This is a genomic window from Haloarcula vallismortis ATCC 29715, from assembly GCF_000337775.1.
GTDB classification, from domain to species: Archaea; Halobacteriota; Halobacteria; order Halobacteriales; family Haloarculaceae; genus Haloarcula; species Haloarcula vallismortis.
On record NZ_AOLQ01000069.1, the window covers coordinates 132,439 to 149,852 of the forward strand.

The window sequence follows — 17,414 nt, forward strand, 5'->3', positions numbered from 1 at the left end:
CAGCGCTATCAGGGGGATTTTTTTCGCTCCCCGTCTTTCGCCCTGCAATGACTGTCCGTGAGGTGGCACTCGAAGCCTACCGGGAATCGCTCCCGGTGCTGGCGCTCAGTGCAGTCGGTGGCCTCTTCGCGGGCGTCGTCCTCGGTGGCATGGACGCGGAGTTACAGGACGTTGCGGGACTGCTCGTGCTGGTGCCGGCGCTGCTTGCCACCCGTGGGAACGTTTACGGCTCGCTCGGGGCACGTCTGGGGTCAGCACTCCATCAGGGGCTCATCGACCCGCAGTTCTCCTTCGACGACGACCGCATCAATGCCGCCGTCGCGGCGGCACTGGCAAACGGCGTACTCATCAGCGGGGTCGCTGCGGTGATGGCCGTCGCCCTGCTCGCGCTGGTCGGTCGACCGTCGGCCCCGCTCACGACCCTCGTCGCCATTGCGCTTATCGCGGGCTTTGTCTCTGGGTTGTTGTTGACCATCGCTGTCGTCTCGGTCGTGTTCGTCGGCTACCGCCGCGGACTCAATCCGGATACGTTGGCTGGCCCAGTCGTGACGACGACGGGCGACGTGGTCGGTATCGCAACGCTGCTGGGCGCGACCCGTCTCGTTCTCGCGCTGGGGGGGTGGCTGAGTGGCTGAGTTCGCCTCCCAGTGGTCGGTTTCGGGCATCGTCCGGACGATGTTTCCCATTCTGGTCGTACTCACCGCTATCGAACTCGGGAGCGGCCTCGTCCTCGATACCTTCGAGGGAACGCTGTTGCAGTACCCGTCGCTACTCGTGCTCGTCCCGGTGACAATCGGCATGGCAGGGAACCTCGGCAGTATCCTCGCAGCACGGTTCTCGACGGCGTTCCATCTCGGACTCCTGTCGTTTTCGGCGACCGACGACCGTCTCGCCGGCAACGCTATCGCTACCGTTGCCCTCGCGGTGACGCTGTTCCCGCTTGTCGGTGCCGGTGCGTGGCTCCTCCAGACCGTCATCGGCGGCACTGCGCTCCCGCTTCGGACAGTCGTTCTGGTCGCGCTCGTCAGCGGGAGTCTGCTGGCGGTGCTGGCTATCGTCGTGACGACGGTGACGACCTACGCCGCCTACCGGTTCGAACTGGACCCCGACGACGTGGTCATCCCTGTCGTCACGAACGTCTGTGACGTGCTGGGCGTGGTGGTGCTGTTCGGTACTGTTCGCGTGCTCGTGTGACTGCGTGAACTGGCTGTGCTATCCGGGGACGCGATTGCTCGCTCGACTGTCGCTACCGATGGGCCTTTGCCGCCCAGACCCCTACTTTCGGCCGTGCAGTCGCTCGTCGCCGCAGTGCTCGGCCATCCGGCGGTCGCTGTCCTCGGGGAGGTTGCCGTCCGAGTCCTCCGCATCACGTTTTTCCTATCGTTTGGCGTGTTCCTCGCGGAACTGGCGGTCGCGTTCGGGCTGGTCGAGAAGATCGCCGTCGTCTCGCGCTATCTCACGTCGCCGGCGAACCTCCCGGATGAGGTCGGCACGGCCATCCTGACGACGACAGCGTCGACGACCGCCGGCTACGGGATGCTTGCCGACTTCCGGGAGTCCGGCGCGCTGTCCGACCGCGCGACGATAATCGCCGTCACCATCAACACGTTCTTCGGCTTCGCACAGCACATCATCACCTTCTACGCGCCGATCCTCATCCCCATTCTGGGCTTTCGGGTCGGGGTGTTGTACGTCGCCACGCGGGGACTCATCGCGCTGGCGATTACACTGACTGGCATCGCCGCCGGTGCGGTGCTGCTGGACGCGTCCAACGTCGGTCGGTCGACCGCTGGTGCTGGCCCGGCCCCGGACGGTGGGACGGCCGACGACGCAGGCGACGTGTTCGACGAGCGTCCGGATAGCCGTCGAGCGGCCGTCAGGTCCGCATTCGATGCCACCGCCGAGAAAGTTCGCGATATCCTGCCGCGGCTGGCGGCCATCTACGCCGTCGTCTCGCTACTGCTTGCGTACAGCGATGAACTGCTGGCGCTGGCTGGCAGCGACGGCGCCTCCGTGACCACTGCTGCCGACGGGTTCGCCGGCCTGTTGGGGCTGCCCGGGGCGGCCATCCCCGTCATCGCCGCGTACGCGCTGGATACCACCTCGGGGGCGACAGTCATCGCCCCGCTCATCCGGAACGGGACGTTCACCGCACGGACCGCCGTGGCGACGATGCTCGTCGGCGGCATCATCTCGTTTGCCGTCTCGACGTTCAAGCGCTCGATTCCCTTCCAGTACGGCATCTGGGGCCGGGAGTTCGGCTCGAAAGTAATCGTCGTCAACACGGGACTGAAAATCGTCTGGATCGCGCTGGCGCTGGTCGTCCTCCTGTAGCGGGCTCTACTCGAACGTGTAGGCCATCATCACTTCGTCGACTTGCTCGCCGTCGACGGTGTAGTGGTTCCGCCGGATGCCCTCGGTGTGCCAGCCGTGGTCTTCCAGAAACACCATCGCATTCTCCGTGATTGCCGGCACGCTGTTGTACAGCTTCCGGTAGCCGTTGGCCTTCGCCCAGTCCAGCCCACGGTTCATGAGCTGACTGCCGATGCCCTGCCCTCGCTGTTCCTCCCTGACGCCGACGGTGAGCTGGGCCGTCTCGCGGAGCTTGTCCAGTTGCGGGATGTCGAGGTGACACCACCCGACGACCTCGCCGTCGATTGTGGCGACGAAGAACACCCGCGATTCGACCGTGTTGTGCCGGGTGACAGCGTCCTCGTACAGCAACTGCTCGGCGACGCTCTCGGCGACGACGTACGTGCCGTCGCTGGAGACGTTCCGAATCGTCTGGACGAGCCCCTCGAAATCATCGTTGTGGGCCGGTCGAATCGTGTACGTCAACCCGTTCGTGGTGTGTTGCTCGACGGAGCCAACATCGAGCGCCAACGTCAGGGTCCCGCCATCGTCCTCGATGTACCCCTTCGACAGGAGGTGTGTCAGGGCCTCCTCGAACGCCTCCGGCGAGAGGTCTACCATCTCGCGGACTCTGTGTCGCGCCGCGGTCCCGTGTCGCTCGACGTACTGATACACCTCCATCGCCGCGCTCGTCTCGAAAGTCGGCCGTTCGACAGCGTCCATATCTGGCATATATACTAGCAGATTATTAACAATTGTTGTTTTGGTAACATAAAACGTGAAACGCGGTGGGAGTTCTGTGCGAGCAGTCCCGGTCGAGCGTGACGAGATAGGCCTGCCCCGAAGTTCAGGCCGCGTCCGGAATCGGGTCAGAGATGACGACGGCATCGCCCTCGATGACACAGTTCCCCTCTGAGTCGTCGACGGCCGTGGCCAGCCGGAACCGGTTGTCCTGAATCCGCTCGACGACCTCACAGCGGGCCGTGACCTCCTCGTCGATGTCGACGGGTCCCTGATAGCTCAGTTCCTGTGAGAGGTAGATGGTCAGCCCGGGCAGTCGGGCCAGGGCCGCGCTGATGACGCCGGAAACAAGTGTTCCATGAACGATTCGGCGGCCGAACCGCGTCCCGTCCGCGAACGCCGCGTCGAGGTGGAGTCTGTTCGTGTCGCCGCTGGCCTCGGCAAAGGCCTCCACGTCCGCCTGGGAGATTGTCTTGCTGAACCGAACGTGGTCCCCCACGTCGATGCCGTCGGCGGTCCCGTAGCTCTCGAAGGTCCAGTCCTCGTCCTCGTACAGCGTGTCCGGCCGGGTGAACTGCTCTCGCTGTGACGGCTCGCCGGTCGCTCCCCTCGCCCGCGTGAGATGCGGGATGTAGTCCGAGATATCGGTCGTTGTGACGATCCCGACGAGTTCGCCGTCCTCGACGACGGGTAGTTTCTTGACGTTGTTCGTCCGGAGCCGCTCGACGGCCGTTTCGATGTCCGCGTCGGGGGTGACCGTCACCAGCGTCTCGGCCATCACGTCACTGACTGACAACGCTCTGGTGTCTCCCTCTACCGCGGCGACCGCCACGACGTCACTCTCCGTGATAATACCGACACAGTCACCGTCGGACTCGACGACGAGCGAGCCGATGTCCTCGTCGCGGAGTCGCCGGGCCGCCTCGATGACCGGGGCGTCGGGGCTGATGGTTTCGACTGGTGTCCGCATGATCTCTCTGACTTGCAGCGGGACGAGCATTGTACGGACACCCACTCGTGGCAAACCTATAACAGTCCGCCCAGTGACACCGTCACGCTTGTGCCGCCGGCCGACAAGGTCTATCCGATGCGATGGACCGTGTTCGGTTTCGCCGTCGTTCTCGTGGTCGCCGCCGGCTGTAGCGGCTTCACCGGCACGCCGTCACAGTCCGCGGGGACCGCCGACGGCCAGTCAGCAGTCGAAGTCCCACAAGCGGCTGTCACCGTTACCGTCACGGCTGTCGTCGACGGCGACACGATACAGGTCGCCTACGAGAACGGGACCGGTGACACGGTCCGACTCGTCGGCGTCGACACCCCCGAAGTCCACACCGAGAACGACCCCGCGGAGTTCGAGGGCGTCCCCGGGACTGACGACGGGGCGTCCTGCCTCCGCGGGGCCGGCACGAACGCGTCGTCGCTCGCCAAGCAGCGACTACTTGGTGAGACAGTTGGGCTCGCCTTCGATTCGAATCTGAACCGGCGTGGCTACTACGACCGACTACTGGCCTACGTTGTTCACGACGAAGCGCTGTTCAATTACCGCCTCGTCGAGACCGGCCACGCGCGTGTCTACGACAGCAAATTTGCGCGAGCCGAGCGATTTTACGCGGCCGAGGACGCCGCCCGCTCCGAGCGTCGCGGGCTCTGGCGCTGTACGGACCCAAGCGCAGTGACCCGCACGGCTATTGCCGACGGTGGGGTTATTACCGAGAGCGCCAGCGGCGTCGAAATTGCGAACATCCACGCCGACGCGGCGGGCAACGACAACGAGAACCTGAACGACGAATACGTCACGCTCACGAACACCGGCGATAGGCCCGTCGCCCTCTCCGACTGGACGGTCAGCGACGACGCGGGCCACCAGTACACGTTCACGAACCTGACCCTTGACCCGAAAGGCTCGGTCACCCTCTACACCGGTAGCGGCACCGACACTGGGGCCGAGCGGTACTGGGACCGGAACGGGGCAGTCTGGAACAACGACGGTGACACCGTCAGTGTCCGAAACGCCAGCGGTGAAACGATTCTCCGGCAGTCGTACTGACGCCGCCACACTGCCACGGCAGTATAAGCCGCTCCAGTGCTAACCTATCCCATGGCTCTCCGCCGGTTGACGCCAACGCCACGGGCGGTCGACTGGGGGCTGTTTGTGGCGGTGGCGACGCTGCTTGCCACCGGCATCGCCACCATCTTTGCAGGTATTCCAAGTAGCGCGTGGATAATCGACCTCCATGCGCTCTCCGGCGTGGCCCTGACGCTCCTGTTGCCGGTGAAGCTCCGCCGTGTCGCCCACCGCGTCGCGCCGTCGCGACTCACCGCGACCCGTGTCTTCTCGGTCGGCCTGGCTGCAGTCGCCCTTGGGGCGCTTGGTACCGGCGTCTGGTGGATATTTGGCGGCACACTCGACCTCGGCCCGTGGGGGCTGTTTCACCTCCACGTCGCGCTCGGCCTGCTGGTCCCGCCGCTGTTATTGGTGCACCTCCGCGCCCGGTTCTATTCCCCCACACAGGCCACCCGCGGCGGCCGCCGTGATGTTCTCCGGTACGCTGGGTTGGTAACTGCCGGTGCGCTCCTCTGGCGCGTTCAGGGGCCGGTCAACGACGCGCTGGACTCGGCCGGCGCGGACCGCAGGTACACCGGCTCGCGTGAGGACGGAACTGGTGACGGCAACCGCTTTCCCGTCACAAGCTGGGTCGCCGACGATCCGGAGCCGGTCGACGCGGCCGACTGGTCGCTGTCAGTTGGCGGCCGGGTCGCCAGCGAGAGCAGTTACGCCGCCGGTGAACTCTCGCCGAACGCGAGCGAGTCGGCGGTGCTTGACTGCACGAGCGGCTGGTACTCCGGCCACGAATGGCAAGGTGTTCGCGTCGGCGACCTACTCGACGCCGCCGACGCCGACGACGCGGCGGCGTGGGTCCAGTTCCGCTCTGTCACTGGCTACCGATGGAGCCTTCCGCTGTCCGAGGCCCGCGACGCCATACTGGCCACCCACGTCGACGGCGAGCGCCTGGCTCACGGGCACGGCTACCCCCTCCGACTCGTCGCGCCCGGCCGCCGGGGGTTCCAGTGGGTGAAGTGGGTCGAGTCGGTGCGGGTCAGCAAGCGCCGCGAACTCGGGGAGTGGCTCGCGATATTTGTGAGCGGGTTCTGAGCGTGTCCATATGCGCCACCAGTGGGGTGATCGCTGTTCTTCCGGGGCAGTCCCGCGTGGAAAGAGGAGATTACCTGCAGTATATACCTACTTCGGGCGGGTACACCCCGACGCACCGCCTCTCTACGTTGACCCGGCGCTCGACACAGTACTACAGGGACAGCGGCCGAAAGAGCAGCTTACCATCCGTAGCTGTCACTGAAGCTACTACTAACGAAGTCCCGTGAAGCGGTAGCGGGGGCTATGAACTGGCGGCAGCCCGCCCGACTCGCCGGCCCGTCGAACACCGCCGTCGCCCTGTGGGCGGTCGCCGTCGCCTTCTTCGGCGTCGGCGACCTCGTCACGACACTCGTCGGCTACAGCATTACCGGCGTGACGGAACTCAGTCCCGTGGTCAAGCTACTGTTGGAACAGCGCGCGATGCTGGTGTTGACCGGACTGAAAGCCGCCGTCTTCGTTGGGTTTTTCGCCATCTGGAAGTGGATCTCTTGGCCGTATTCCATCGGCATCCCACTCGGGCTGGCGCTTCTGGGTGTCGCAGTGACTGCGTGGAACACCGGCATCATCCTCACTGCGGTTTTGGCCTGAACTGTTGGCTGCTAGCTTCTGCTACTCGTGCTGTCTGCATTGACGTTGCGTGCGCTACACCAGTGCGTCGATAGAATCCCAGAGGTCCGGCCCGCCGTCGTCGCCTGACTCGTAGTGAATCGGCACGAAGCCGGCGTTGCGCGCGCCCTCGACATCGGTTTCGTACTCGTTGCCGACCATCACGTACTCGTCGGCCGGCAGCTCCTCCCGGACCCGGTCGAACGGCGCGCTGTCCGGTTTGTGCGCGCCGACCTCGTAGGAGGCGACAAAGCGGTCGAACAGGTCGGTCAGTCCGTGGTGGTCGAGCTTGGCGACCTGCCGCTCTCGGATTCCGTTGGTGACAATCGCGAGCTGATTGTCGGCGGCAAGTCCGGTCAGGCTGTCCCGGGCTGTGTCGGGGACGGTCGTCGACGCGAACTCGGTCTCTTTGAGCGTCTCGACCAGCGCATCGAGGTCAACGTCTGCTCCGGCCGCTTCGACGACGGCGGCCATCGATTGGCGGTACGGGTCCGGCTCAAGCGCCTCGAAGGCCGTGTAAAACACCTCCTTGCTAACGGCCCGAAGCTCGTCGGTGTACTCGATACCATGGGCTTCGACAGTCCGTCGGATGATGTTCTCGTAGGGCTCCGGATAGTGGACGACCGTGTCGTCGAGGTCGAAGCAGATGGTCGTCGTCATGTGTCCTCGTCGTAGACCGGCTGGCCGTCCTCGGTCGGCGGGGCGACGTAGTCGATATACTCCTCGGTTGATGGTTCAGTGACGGTCACGTTCACGTGGATGTCGCCCAGTTCCGAGGGGTCACCGACTGCGAAGTTAATCCGCCCCTCGAACGCTGCTTGCTTCTTCACGTCGAAGGCGAAGGTGTCGCCCTCCAGATTGTCGAAGAAGACTGACCGGGCTGTATCCAGGATTTCCCGCCGGTGAAGCAGCTCAGAGAACCCGTCCATCGTATGGACTTCTGCGACGAGTGCGCCCTGCTGGTGGGTCGGGTCGGCCTCCGGGAAGAGGTTCTGGACGGCGTCTGCGACCCGGTCGGTTACTTCGGTGTCGTTGACGGGCGCTTCGATTCGGATGTCGACAGAGTAGACGGCGCTCATTGGTCGAGTGCCTCCGGTCCGTCACGGATTAGTGTGCGAACGGTCCGCTGGAACGCGGCCAGCGTCTCTGTGTTCTCGATAGTACGGTCGGCCATTTCCATGGCCTCGCCCATTCCAAAGCCGAGTTCCCGAGCGTCGCGGTCCGCAAGCGGCTCGCCGCCGTCTTCCGCTGCGGTATCCCGTCCGCGGATGTCGAGCCGCTCGGCCCGCAGTTCGAACGGGGCGTCTATCTCGACGAGCAGGAACGCGTCGCCGAACGCCGCTTCGAACGTTTCGACCTCCACATCCGACCGGATACCGTCGACGAGGACGGTGTCGTTCGATTCGAGCTCCGCCTCGATCATCGGTAGCGAGCGCTCGGCGATGGCGGCGGGGCCGTTCTCTTCCCGGAGCGCCTTCGCGACCGTTCCGTGGTCTGACGCGGGGTCAAGTCCGCGGTCACGACACTCCTCGCGGATGACGTCGCCCATCGTCACGACCGGCACGTCCATCTCGGCGGCGACGTTCGCTGCCTCGCTTTTCCCGCTGCCCGGCAGCCCGACGATACCGATAACTGTCATTGCCGGGCGTAATCGAGCAGCGGGCAAAAGCCCTCCCGTTCGGCCTCACCGTTCGCGGACGACGACGAACTCCGCAAGGTCTCGCAGGTACTCCATCGACTGTGACTCCGGGGCGTCGATGGTCGATAGCGCTTCCAGGGCGGCGTCGGATTCGGCTCGTGCCCGTTCGTTTGCCTCGTCTGTCGTCAGCTCTGTCACTTCCACCAGCGACGGCCGCTCCATCTCCGCGTCGGTTCCGGCCGGCTTGCCGAGGGTTTCGGCGTCGGCCGTCGCATCGAGTACGTCGTCGCGCATCTGGAAGGCGACGCCGACCCGTTCGGCGTACTGGCCGACAGCCTCGACCGTGTATGGGTCCGAGTCAGCCGCAATCGCTCCCAGTTCCGCCGCAGCGCGGAACAGCGCCCCGGTTTTTCGGCGGGCCAGCTCCATGTACTCCTTCTCGTTGGTGGGTTCTGCGACCAGCTCCATGGCCTCGCCCTCACCCAGTTCGACCATCGACTCGGAGACGGTCTGCATGGCGCGCTCGTCTGTCGAAAAGAGATTGAACGCTTCGCCGAGCAGGCCGTCGGAAGCGATGATTGCCGGGCCGTGACCGAAGGCCTCCCAGGCAGCCGGGGACCCCCGCCGGAGCTCTGACTCGTCGATGATGTCGTCGATGACCAGCGAGGCGTTGTGGACGAGTTCGATACCGACCGCGAAATCGACGGCATCGGCTGGCTCCCCACCCAGCGCCTCACACACCAGCACTGTCACCGTCGGCCGCACTCGCTTCCCGCCGGAAAGCGCCACATGACGCACTTCATCTGCGAGTTCGTCCGGCTCCACGCTGTCAAGAACCGCCTCTAGGCGCTCCTCGACCCGGTCTCGCCGGCGCTCGAGATACTCCATTACCGCTTCCTTAGGACTACCGTAAAAAGTACCTTGTCACCCGCGATTCGGTTCGTCGCGGCTACTGGAACTGTTCGGTGAGTGCCGGGACGACCTCGAACAGGTCGTCCTGAATGCCGTAGTCGGCGATGTCGAATATCGGCGCGTTCGGGTCGGTGTTGATGGCGACAATCGTATCCGAGCCCTTCATCCCGGCGACGTGCTGGACGGCCCCAGAGATACCGATAGCGATGTACACGTCCGGGGTGACGACTTTCCCGCTCTGGCCGACCTGACGGTCCTTTTCGAGCCAACCGTTGTCGATGAGCGGCCGCGAACCCGACACCGTTGCATCCAGCGCCTCAGCGAGGTCGTGGATGATATCCAGGTTCTCTTCTTCCTCGATCCCGCGGCCGACGGACACCAGCACGTCGGCGTCAGTGATGTCGATGTCGCCACCGCCAACCTCTTCGAAGCCCTTCACGGTGGACTTGACGGCGCTTTCGTCGATGGTCGCGTCGAATGCCTCGATTGCGGCGTCACCGTCCGCTTCGATGGTCGGCCACTCGGCCGGGCGGATGGTCACGGCCGCCTGATCGGCGTGGACATCGATTGTCGTCTCGGCTTTCGAGCCGTACAGCTCTCTGGTTGCGGTGAGGCCGTCTTCGGCGTCGATGTCGACCACGTCGGTCACGAGCGGCCGGTCCAGCCGGTTTGCGACTGCCGGTGCGTAGTCGAGGCCGTTGACGCTGTTCGGCATCAGGAGCACAGTCGGGTCCAGCTCCATGGCCAGTTGGGTGACGACCTGCGTGTACACGCCGTGGTTGAACTCCTCGCCGATGTCGACGGTGTGGACGGCATCAACGCCCTCACGGTTTAGCTCCGCCCCGAACGCCTCGACATCACCGCCGATGACGGCGGTGTGTAACTCGACGCCGAGTCCGTCGGCGAGATCGCGACCGGCTGCCAACTGTTCTAGACTCACTGGTCGGAGCTCGCCGCGACGGTGTTCGGCGATAGCAAGCACCGACATTAGCTGGTCACCCCCTTCTCCGCGAGCAGTTCAGCTAACTCGGCCGCCGTCTCCTCGGGACTCCCTTCGAACACCGTCGCCTCGCCCTCTGTTTCTGGCTCGTACAGCGAGGTCTGTTCGAGCGGACTCTCGATTTCAGACGCGTCGAGTCCGACATCTCCCAGGCTGTACTCTGCGAGTTCTTTGCTCTGCGCCTGCCGGATGCCCCGAAGACTCGCGTAGCGTGGATCGTTGATACCGGTCTGTATCGTCAGCACGGCAGGAATCTCGATGTCGGTGAGTTCCTCGACGCCGCCTTCCAGTTCCCGGTGGACGCTTGCAACACCTGCCTCCAGGTCGAGATCGAGGTCGTTGACGACAGCGCCCCACTCCATGTCGAGTTTATCGGCCAGCGTGACACCAGTGGCCCCGAACCCGTCGTCGGCGGACTGGACCCCGGTCAGCACCAGGTCGGGGTCTTCCTCGGCGGCGACGGCGGCCAGCACCTCGGCTTTCGTCTCGGGGTCCAGCAGGCCGGCATCCTCGAGTGCGTCGTCCCAGACACGGATTGCGCGGTCGGCCCCCTTCGCCAGCGCCTGTCGGATTGTCTCGTCGGTTTCGGACGGGCCGATGGTGACGGTGACGACCTCGACGTCGTCGTGAGCCTCTTTTACCTGAACGGCCTCTTCGACAGCGTACTCGTCCCACTCGTTGAGGTCGGCTGTGACGTATCGGTCGTCGATAGCGAGTCCGTCGATCTCGAACTCATCATCGACAGCCGCCACCTCCTTTACCGTGACAAGAATTTTCATACCGGCAGTGCGACCGGACAGCGAATAAACGTTTTCGAACCAGAAACCACGCCCGGCTTGTTTACATTCCGGCAGTTCTACGGGCTACTCGTCGAAGTCGGTGATGTCCTCGTCCGGGAACGAGATAAGGTTCTCCCGACCGATGCGGAGCTTGTCGACGCGGCCTTCCTCGTCCATCGACGAGAGCAACTGGGACACTTTCGCGTTCGACCAGCCGGTCTCGGAGACGATGCGGGCCTGCTTCATCCGACCGCCGTTCTCTTCGAGGAGCCGCTCGACGCGTTCCTCGTCGCTCAGCAGCTCGACATCGACATCGTCGGCGGCCGTGGCGTCGCTCGCTGCGGTTGCCGTCCCGGTGGTGCTGTCGTCTCCAGCGTCGTCGGCCCCGGCTCCGACTGATGGCAGGGCGTCAGTGTATCCTGTTTTGAACATGTACCCGACGGCACCAACGAGCAGCAACATCAGTACGACTCCACCGATCCAGGCCGAGCCGATGCCACCGAAAATCGACTCCGGGGTTCCCGTCGGTGTCTCGGTCGTCGGTTGCTCGCCGGTGTACACGACAGACAGGTATCCCGGCTCAAACGTCCGTCGCCCCTCAAAGACCAGCTTTCCGTCGTCGACGGCGCTCGGGGCGCTCTCTACCCCGTACCCAGTCGGCGGCGAGATAACGAGTCGCTGGTCTGCAGTTAGCGTCCCGAACCACGTGCCCTCGGTTGAATTGAACGCGTCCCCAACGACAATGTTCTCGCTGGTGACAACCGCGAAGTTCGTCCACGTAAACTCGAGGATCAGCTGCCCCTTCCGGTCTGATACCTCGTACCGACGGTCGACATCGGTAATCTCCATCTCACGACCGGTGACCGTACTGGCCTCGTCTTTTGCCTCCCGGAACGCCGGCAGCCACACCGCCTCGCCGTCGTCGCTAGCGAACTGCTCACCGGTGTTTCTGAACGACTCAGTTTCGCTTTCGTCGAGCGCGTAGGTGTCTGTTATCGTCCACTTGGCGTCGCCGTTCGATTGTATCTGGAGGGCAAACGTCGTGTTCTCCGCGACCGGTGCTGGCGTCCCGGTGGTCTGCTGTGCGGAGACAGTGTCCGCTGTTGCCGCTGTCGCAAGCGGTGGGGTCGCCAACAGGGCAAACAGGACAAGGAGGAGGGCACCTGAAAGCCGCGGGGTCATTCTCATTCATCGATGAACGTTCTGGGGGCAAAACCCTTTCTATCCAAGAATAAAACGTCAGCGGACGCTTTGAAAGGTCTAACCCCCTCTCAGGCGATTATTGAGACATGGAGAATGGGGAGATTTTTGTACGGTGGGTGAGTACCTGTCGGTGATGCGTCCCCTCCCCGCAGTCGGTGTGATCCTCCTCATGGTTGTTTCCATGGCTGCCCCCGTGGCTGGGGGCGTCTTGCCGGCCCAGACCGCTGACGGCAGCGACCAGTTACCACAGATTACGGCTGTCGACAACACGACGAACCATCTCGCGATCCCGGCCAGTGATGTCCGGTCGACGACGTACAACCGATCCTCAATCGATGTCGGCGTCGCGGTTGCAGCCGGGTCCAGCGACCTCCGGAGCGATTACGCGACGACGACGTTTGAGCGGCAGTTCTTCCAGCAGGACAGCGAGGCCGCTCGCGACCGCCTTGTCGACGAGGCGCTGACAGATATCGAAAGCCAGCGAACGAGTCTCGAACGACGTAATCAGGCCGCAATCCAGCAATACGCCAGCGGTACCATAACCGCCACTGAGTTCCTGCGGCAGCTGGCATTGATCGACGTTGAGTCCCGTCAACTTGCCTCCCGGCTTGACGGAATTCGGGCGGCCGCCGGCACTGCACCGGACTACTCACTCTCACCGGCCCAGCGCTTCCGCCTGGAAAACAACAGGGGTGTACTCAAGACGCACCGCGGCCCGATAAGCCAGCGTATCAGCGACGAGACCGCCGGGACAGTCGAGCCGAACGCGGTGTACGTTGAGGCGTCTTCAGAGGGATATATGCTGTCTACGGTCGCGGACGGGCAGTACACGCGTGAGACGTATCTCGGACAGGACCGTGAACAGACAGCAGTTGACCAGTTCGCACAGACCGACGACTCCCTCGGTGCAGTCAACACGCGGGCAGAGGCCCTCTATCCGTGGCTTTACAGTAAGCAGTACCCGTCTGTACAGACATACGGCCGGAGTGCCATCTACCAGATTCAGGCCGACCATTCGAACGGCCAACTGACTGCCTATCTCGACGGCGGTACGACGAATGTCTTCTATGAGACCCAGACGCTCGAACTGACGACGGTCGACCGGTCGGAAGTGGCGACAGGGCTAAACCAGTCGGTTCGGGTCCGAGTTCAGCAGTCGTTCGAGTCAGGACCACTGCTCATCACGGTCACTGACAACAGCACGGGCTCGACGACCGATGCGACCGTCAGAATAAACGGCAAACGGCTCGGTACGACCGGGACGGACGGCGCTCTCTGGACGGTCGAACCCCGTGGAGAGTACACGGTTGTCGCCACCACACAGGACGGCGAACGGGTTCAAGTCCCTGTCAGCGGGTCGGCGTAACGACGCAGGAACGTTGTGAACCGATGTCACCCGACACTTCTGAATCGTCGTAACCGCATGTGAAATACTCGCTCAGGGCTGTCAGCGAACGTTTCGGGTTCAGATGCAAACGGTCACGGTAAGTACGCCGAAAAATGGCCACTCGCGTTGCTCGTGACTGACGGGCTTACTCGGGCACTTCTGCAATCGTCGTGATTGCACGTGGACTGCCTGGCCGAGACTGTTGAATGTGGTGCTCGAACTCTTCGAACCCGGCCTCAGTGAACATCCGGTCGGCCTCCTCCTCGTCGTAAAACAGCATGATAGCATCGGCCATCTTCTGGAAGACTGTCGAGTTCGGGTAGTCGGGGCCGACGATGAGAACCTTGCCACCGGGTTTGGTCAGTCGGCGACACTCAGCGAGCGCGTCGACGGGGTTAGGCCAGTACTCGATAGATCCTGAGGACCACACGGCGTCGAAGCTGTTATCTTTGAACGGGAGTCGTTCGGCGTCACCGAGGTGGTAGCGTACGTCGCCGAACTTGCCAAACTTCTCGAAGGCTTTCGAGAGCTGGTGGGGGCTCTGGTCGAGCCCGTACACGGTATCGACGTGTTCGAGCAGTCCCTCGGTGGCGAAGCCGGTGCCACAGCCGACATCGAGGACTCTGTCGTCGGGCGCAAGGTCGAGCATTGCGATCGCCTCATCGCGCATCCGTTCGTCCCAGATGAAGGGGTTGATCTGGTCGTACACCTTCGAGAGGTACTTGTAGAACGTCCGCGCGCGGGCCTTGTTCTCGAGGACTCCCATTACTGCCAGCTTAGGACTTGGCGGTGATAATTCCCCGGATTTTGGCCGATGTCTCACACGGAGAAACTTCGCAACTACCAAATAGCCGCTCTGGCAACGCTCACATGATTAGAGAATGCCACGGCCAGAAGTTCTTGACAGGATACAGGAGGCCGAGCAGGAGGCCGACGAGATCGTCGCAGAGGCCGAACAAGACCGCGAAGACCGCATCGCGGAGGCTCGGGAGGAGGCCGAAGAGATCCGCGATTCCGCACGGGACGAGGCCGAGGCGGCCGCAGAGGACCGTCTTGAGGCGGCTCGCGAAGAGATCGAGGCCGAGCGTGAGCAAATCATCGAAGACGGTGAGAGCGCACGCGACGACCTCGAACAGCAGGCCGGTGAACAGATCGACGAGGTAGTCGAATACGTCACAGACCTGTTCGAGGAGGCGGTGCATGCTCAGACCTGAGAAGATGTGCCGCGTCTCGGTGACGGGGTCGAAGCGTGCGATGGAGCAGACTATCGAGGCCGTTCACGACCTCGATATGCTCCACGTCACCGAGTATGACGGCTCCTGGGACGGCTTCGAACCCGGGAACTCACTCGAGGGCACCAACGAGGTATCGGACAAGCTCGTTACGGTTCGCTCGCTCCAGTCCATTCTGGCTGTCAGCGAGGAAGACGCCGGGCCGACTCGGGTCGTCACCGACGAGGCAATCGAGGAGCAACTCGACGAGGTTCGAACGGCGGTCAACGAACTCGACGACCGGCGCGACGATGTTCGGGACGAGCTCCGGGCCGTCGAGGACCAGATTAATACGATGGCTCCGTTCGTCGCGCTCGGCATCGATCTCGACCTGCTCCGTGGCTACGACTCGTTGTCTGTCGTTGTCGGCGAGGGTGACAGCGACGAAATCGAGGCTGTCCTCGCAGATAGCGACATCGAAACGTTCGAGCTGTTCACCGAAGACGGCGTTGTCGCCGTGTTCGCACAGGCCGACGAAGACGCCCTGCAGGACGCGCTGGTCGGGGCAACGTTCTCCCGACTCGAAGTCCCCGACGGCGAGGGCGACCCGTCGACGTACCTCGAAGAGCTGGAACACGAGAAGCAACAGCTCGAATCGAAGCTCTCGACCGTCGAAGACGAACTCGACGAGCTCCGCCTCGACCACGCCGGATTCCTGCTCGCAGCGGAGGAGAAGCTGGCTATCGAGGCACAAAAGGGCGAAGCACCGCTCACCTTCGCGACGACGGAGAACGCCTTCATCGCCGAGGGCTGGATTCCGAACGAGCGCTACGAGGAGTTCGAGCGCGCCCTTTCGAGTACTGTCGGCGATGCTATCGACATCGACCGGATTGAAATCGCCGAGTACGACAGCGAGGGGCACGCGGAATCTCACGAAGAAGTTGAACGCGAAGGCGGCAACGGCGGCGAGCCGGTCGGCAGTTCCGTCGACGCGCCCGAGCCCGAAAGCGAGCGCCAACCGCAGGAGACCGTCGCCGACGGCGGCGTCATCACGATGGGTGACGACGCGCCGCCCGTCATTCAGGACAACCCGAGCGGCGTCCGTCCATTCGAGGACCTCGTTGAGGTCGTCAACCGCCCGAAGTACGGCGAGTTCGACCCGACGGTCGCGTTCTTCCTGACGTTCCCGGCCTTCTTCGGGTTCATGATCGGTGACCTCGGGTACGGGCTGCTGTACCTGGCACTGGGCTACGGGCTGTATTCGAAGGTCGACAGTGACGTGCTGAAGAGCCTCGGTGGCGTCGGCATGTGGGCCGGCGGGTTCACCGCGCTGTTCGGCGTGCTGTACGGCGAGTTCTTCGGGCTCCACCAGCTCGGGGAGATCGTCTGGGGCGGCAAGCCGCCGATGCACAAGGGCCTGCAGCCGACTTACTCCGGCTACGCGCTGGCCTGGCTGACGATGAGTCTGCTCGCCGGGACGGTTCACCTCGCCGCAGGCTGGGTCTTCGACTTCATCGAGAACCTGAGCCACAGTCTCTGGGACGCCGTCACCGAAAGCGGCTCCTGGCTGCTGATGCTGTTCGGCCTCTGGGCGTGGGTGTTCTCCGGTGCGAACGGTGCAGCGCCAGACTTCCTCTACACGGCCGAGGCTGGCGTCTTCGCCGGGAACCCGTACGCCTGGGGCTTCACCGGACTGCCGGCCATCAATCTGTTTACGATTCCGGGGCTGGGCGCGCCGTTCTCGGCGTGGCTGGTCCTCTTCTTCGCCGGCCTCGTGTTGCTGGCCCTCGCTGACCCCATCGAGGTCGTCGAATTCCTCAACGTGCTGGTGAACGTCCTGTCGTACACGCGGCTGGCCGCCGTGTTGCTGGCCAAGGCCGGGATGGCCTTCGTGGTCAACCTGCTGTTCTTCGGGGCCTACTCGCACGACGGCGAGTTCCACTTCCTCATCGGGCACGGGCCTGAGTGGGCAGTCGCCGAATACGGACAAGAGGCGATTATGTTCCCCGGTCTCATCCACTCGGGCATCGCTGCTGCGCTGGTCGGCGTCCTCATCCTCGTCATCGGCCACCTGCTCGTGCTAGTGCTCGGTATCACTAGCGCCGGCCTCCAGGGTGTGCGACTCGAATACGTGGAGTTCTTCGGGAAGTTCTTCGAAGGCGGCGGGAAGCGGTACAACCCGTTCGGCTACGAGCGCAACTACACGACTGAAGACTGAGCGCGCGCTTCTCCCGCTTTCGGCCTGACAGTGGCCGGTTACCACTGGTTTTAGTTTCCGTCTCGCGAGTGTCGACTGCTACACGCTCACAACCGACAACAGCAGAGCCGCTAAACCGCCAGAACAGCACGCTGACGAACCGTTTTGGGAAGCTTTATGAACTACGTGGATTCAAATACGCCTGTTCGGACACGAGCAATTCCAGAGACTAC

Annotated in this window: 19 protein-coding genes; 9 read left to right on the forward strand and 10 right to left on the reverse strand. The window is 63.6% G+C overall.

From position 1 onward, the window contains the following. The first annotated feature begins 47 nt into the window (after positions 1-47). The 3 genes from C437_RS17660 (at position 48) to C437_RS17670 (ending at position 2,334) form a co-directional block, all read left to right on the forward strand. On the forward strand, positions 48-635 hold the full coding sequence (locus C437_RS17660; protein ID WP_004518366.1) for a magnesium transporter: 588 nt from the start codon (positions 48-50) through the stop codon (positions 633-635). Further along, positions 628-1,194: a magnesium transporter gene (locus C437_RS17665; protein WP_004518367.1), complete on the forward strand. Its 567-nt coding sequence runs from the start codon at positions 628-630 to the stop codon at positions 1,192-1,194. The genes C437_RS17660 and C437_RS17665 overlap by 8 nt, the downstream gene beginning before the upstream one ends. A gap of 93 nt (positions 1,195-1,287) precedes the next feature. Beyond that, positions 1,288-2,334: a hypothetical protein gene (locus C437_RS17670; RefSeq protein ID WP_004518368.1), complete on the forward strand. Its 1,047-nt coding sequence runs from the start codon at positions 1,288-1,290 to the stop codon at positions 2,332-2,334. A gap of 6 nt (positions 2,335-2,340) precedes the next feature. Here C437_RS17670 and C437_RS17675 read toward each other — a convergent pair whose 3' ends face one another. Together C437_RS17675 and C437_RS17680 are read right to left on the reverse strand one after the other, a co-directional pair. Continuing rightward, positions 2,341-3,075 carry a GNAT family N-acetyltransferase gene (locus C437_RS17675; RefSeq protein ID WP_004518369.1) on the reverse strand — a complete coding sequence of 245 codons (735 nt, stop codon included), beginning with the start codon at positions 3,073-3,075 and terminating at the stop codon, positions 2,341-2,343. A gap of 124 nt (positions 3,076-3,199) precedes the next feature. Beyond that, positions 3,200-4,093: a CBS domain-containing protein gene (locus tag C437_RS17680; RefSeq protein ID WP_004518370.1), complete on the reverse strand. Its 894-nt coding sequence runs from the start codon at positions 4,091-4,093 to the stop codon at positions 3,200-3,202. Between the two features lie 87 nt (positions 4,094-4,180). Between C437_RS17680 and C437_RS17685 the strand changes: the two genes are divergently transcribed. The 3 genes from C437_RS17685 to C437_RS17695 all read left to right on the forward strand — a co-directional run bounded on the left by C437_RS17685 (position 4,181) and on the right by C437_RS17695 (position 6,835). Further along, positions 4,181-5,140 (forward strand): lamin tail domain-containing protein, encoded by a 960-nt coding sequence (locus tag C437_RS17685; RefSeq protein ID WP_049919900.1) that lies wholly within the window; start codon positions 4,181-4,183, stop codon positions 5,138-5,140. Between the two features lie 51 nt (positions 5,141-5,191). Then, positions 5,192-6,247: a molybdopterin-dependent oxidoreductase gene (locus tag C437_RS17690; protein ID WP_004518372.1), complete on the forward strand. Its 1,056-nt coding sequence runs from the start codon at positions 5,192-5,194 to the stop codon at positions 6,245-6,247. Between the two features lie 243 nt (positions 6,248-6,490). Next, a complete protein-coding gene (locus tag C437_RS17695) occupies positions 6,491-6,835 on the forward strand; it encodes a hypothetical protein (protein ID WP_004518373.1) in 345 nt (114 codons plus the stop codon). A 54-nt stretch (positions 6,836-6,889) separates the two neighbouring features. Here the strand turns inward: C437_RS17695 and C437_RS17700 are convergent, their stop codons facing one another. The 7 genes from C437_RS17700 to C437_RS17730 form a co-directional block, all read right to left on the reverse strand. Then, the gene (locus C437_RS17700; RefSeq protein WP_004518374.1) at positions 6,890-7,513 is read right to left on the reverse strand and encodes an HAD family hydrolase; all 624 of its coding nucleotides are present in this window, start codon (positions 7,511-7,513) and stop codon (positions 6,890-6,892) included. Continuing rightward, positions 7,510-7,932, reverse strand: a complete 423-nt coding sequence (locus tag C437_RS17705) for an RNA-binding domain-containing protein (protein ID WP_004518375.1) — start codon at positions 7,930-7,932, stop codon at positions 7,510-7,512. The genes C437_RS17700 and C437_RS17705 overlap by 4 nt, the downstream gene beginning before the upstream one ends. Next, the gene (locus C437_RS17710) at positions 7,929-8,492 is read right to left on the reverse strand and encodes an AAA family ATPase (protein WP_004518376.1); all 564 of its coding nucleotides are present in this window, start codon (positions 8,490-8,492) and stop codon (positions 7,929-7,931) included. The genes C437_RS17705 and C437_RS17710 overlap by 4 nt, the downstream gene beginning before the upstream one ends. A gap of 45 nt (positions 8,493-8,537) precedes the next feature. Continuing rightward, positions 8,538-9,380 carry a polyprenyl synthetase family protein gene (locus C437_RS17715; protein WP_004518377.1) on the reverse strand — a complete coding sequence of 281 codons (843 nt, stop codon included), beginning with the start codon at positions 9,378-9,380 and terminating at the stop codon, positions 8,538-8,540. A gap of 61 nt (positions 9,381-9,441) precedes the next feature. Next, positions 9,442-10,392, reverse strand: a complete 951-nt coding sequence (locus C437_RS17720; protein WP_004518378.1) for an electron transfer flavoprotein subunit alpha/FixB family protein — start codon at positions 10,390-10,392, stop codon at positions 9,442-9,444. Next, on the reverse strand, positions 10,392-11,183 hold the full coding sequence (locus C437_RS17725; RefSeq protein WP_004518379.1) for an electron transfer flavoprotein subunit beta/FixA family protein: 792 nt from the start codon (positions 11,181-11,183) through the stop codon (positions 10,392-10,394). The genes C437_RS17720 and C437_RS17725 overlap by 1 nt, the downstream gene beginning before the upstream one ends. An 84-nt stretch (positions 11,184-11,267) precedes the next feature. Beyond that, a complete protein-coding gene (locus C437_RS17730) occupies positions 11,268-12,365 on the reverse strand; it encodes a helix-turn-helix transcriptional regulator (protein ID WP_004518380.1) in 1,098 nt (365 codons plus the stop codon). A gap of 154 nt (positions 12,366-12,519) precedes the next feature. Here C437_RS17730 and C437_RS17735 point away from each other — a divergent pair, with 154 nt between their 5' ends. Next, positions 12,520-13,752, forward strand: a complete 1,233-nt coding sequence (locus tag C437_RS17735; RefSeq protein WP_004518381.1) for a DUF7096 domain-containing protein — start codon at positions 12,520-12,522, stop codon at positions 13,750-13,752. Positions 13,753-13,918: 166 nt separating this feature from the next. Here C437_RS17735 and C437_RS17740 read toward each other — a convergent pair whose 3' ends face one another. Beyond that, positions 13,919-14,539 (reverse strand): methyltransferase domain-containing protein, encoded by a 621-nt coding sequence (locus tag C437_RS17740; RefSeq protein WP_004518382.1) that lies wholly within the window; start codon positions 14,537-14,539, stop codon positions 13,919-13,921. Between the two features lie 115 nt (positions 14,540-14,654). Between C437_RS17740 and ahaH the strand changes: the two genes are divergently transcribed. Together ahaH and C437_RS17750 are read left to right on the forward strand one after the other, a co-directional pair. Continuing rightward, positions 14,655-14,987, forward strand: coding sequence for an ATP synthase archaeal subunit H (gene ahaH / locus C437_RS17745; RefSeq protein ID WP_004518383.1), 333 nt, complete (start codon positions 14,655-14,657; stop codon positions 14,985-14,987). Further along, entirely contained in the window at positions 14,974-17,202 is a 2,229-nt protein-coding gene (locus C437_RS17750; RefSeq protein ID WP_004518384.1) for a V-type ATP synthase subunit I, read from the forward strand. The genes ahaH and C437_RS17750 overlap by 14 nt, the downstream gene beginning before the upstream one ends. Positions 17,203-17,414 lie beyond the last annotated feature (212 nt).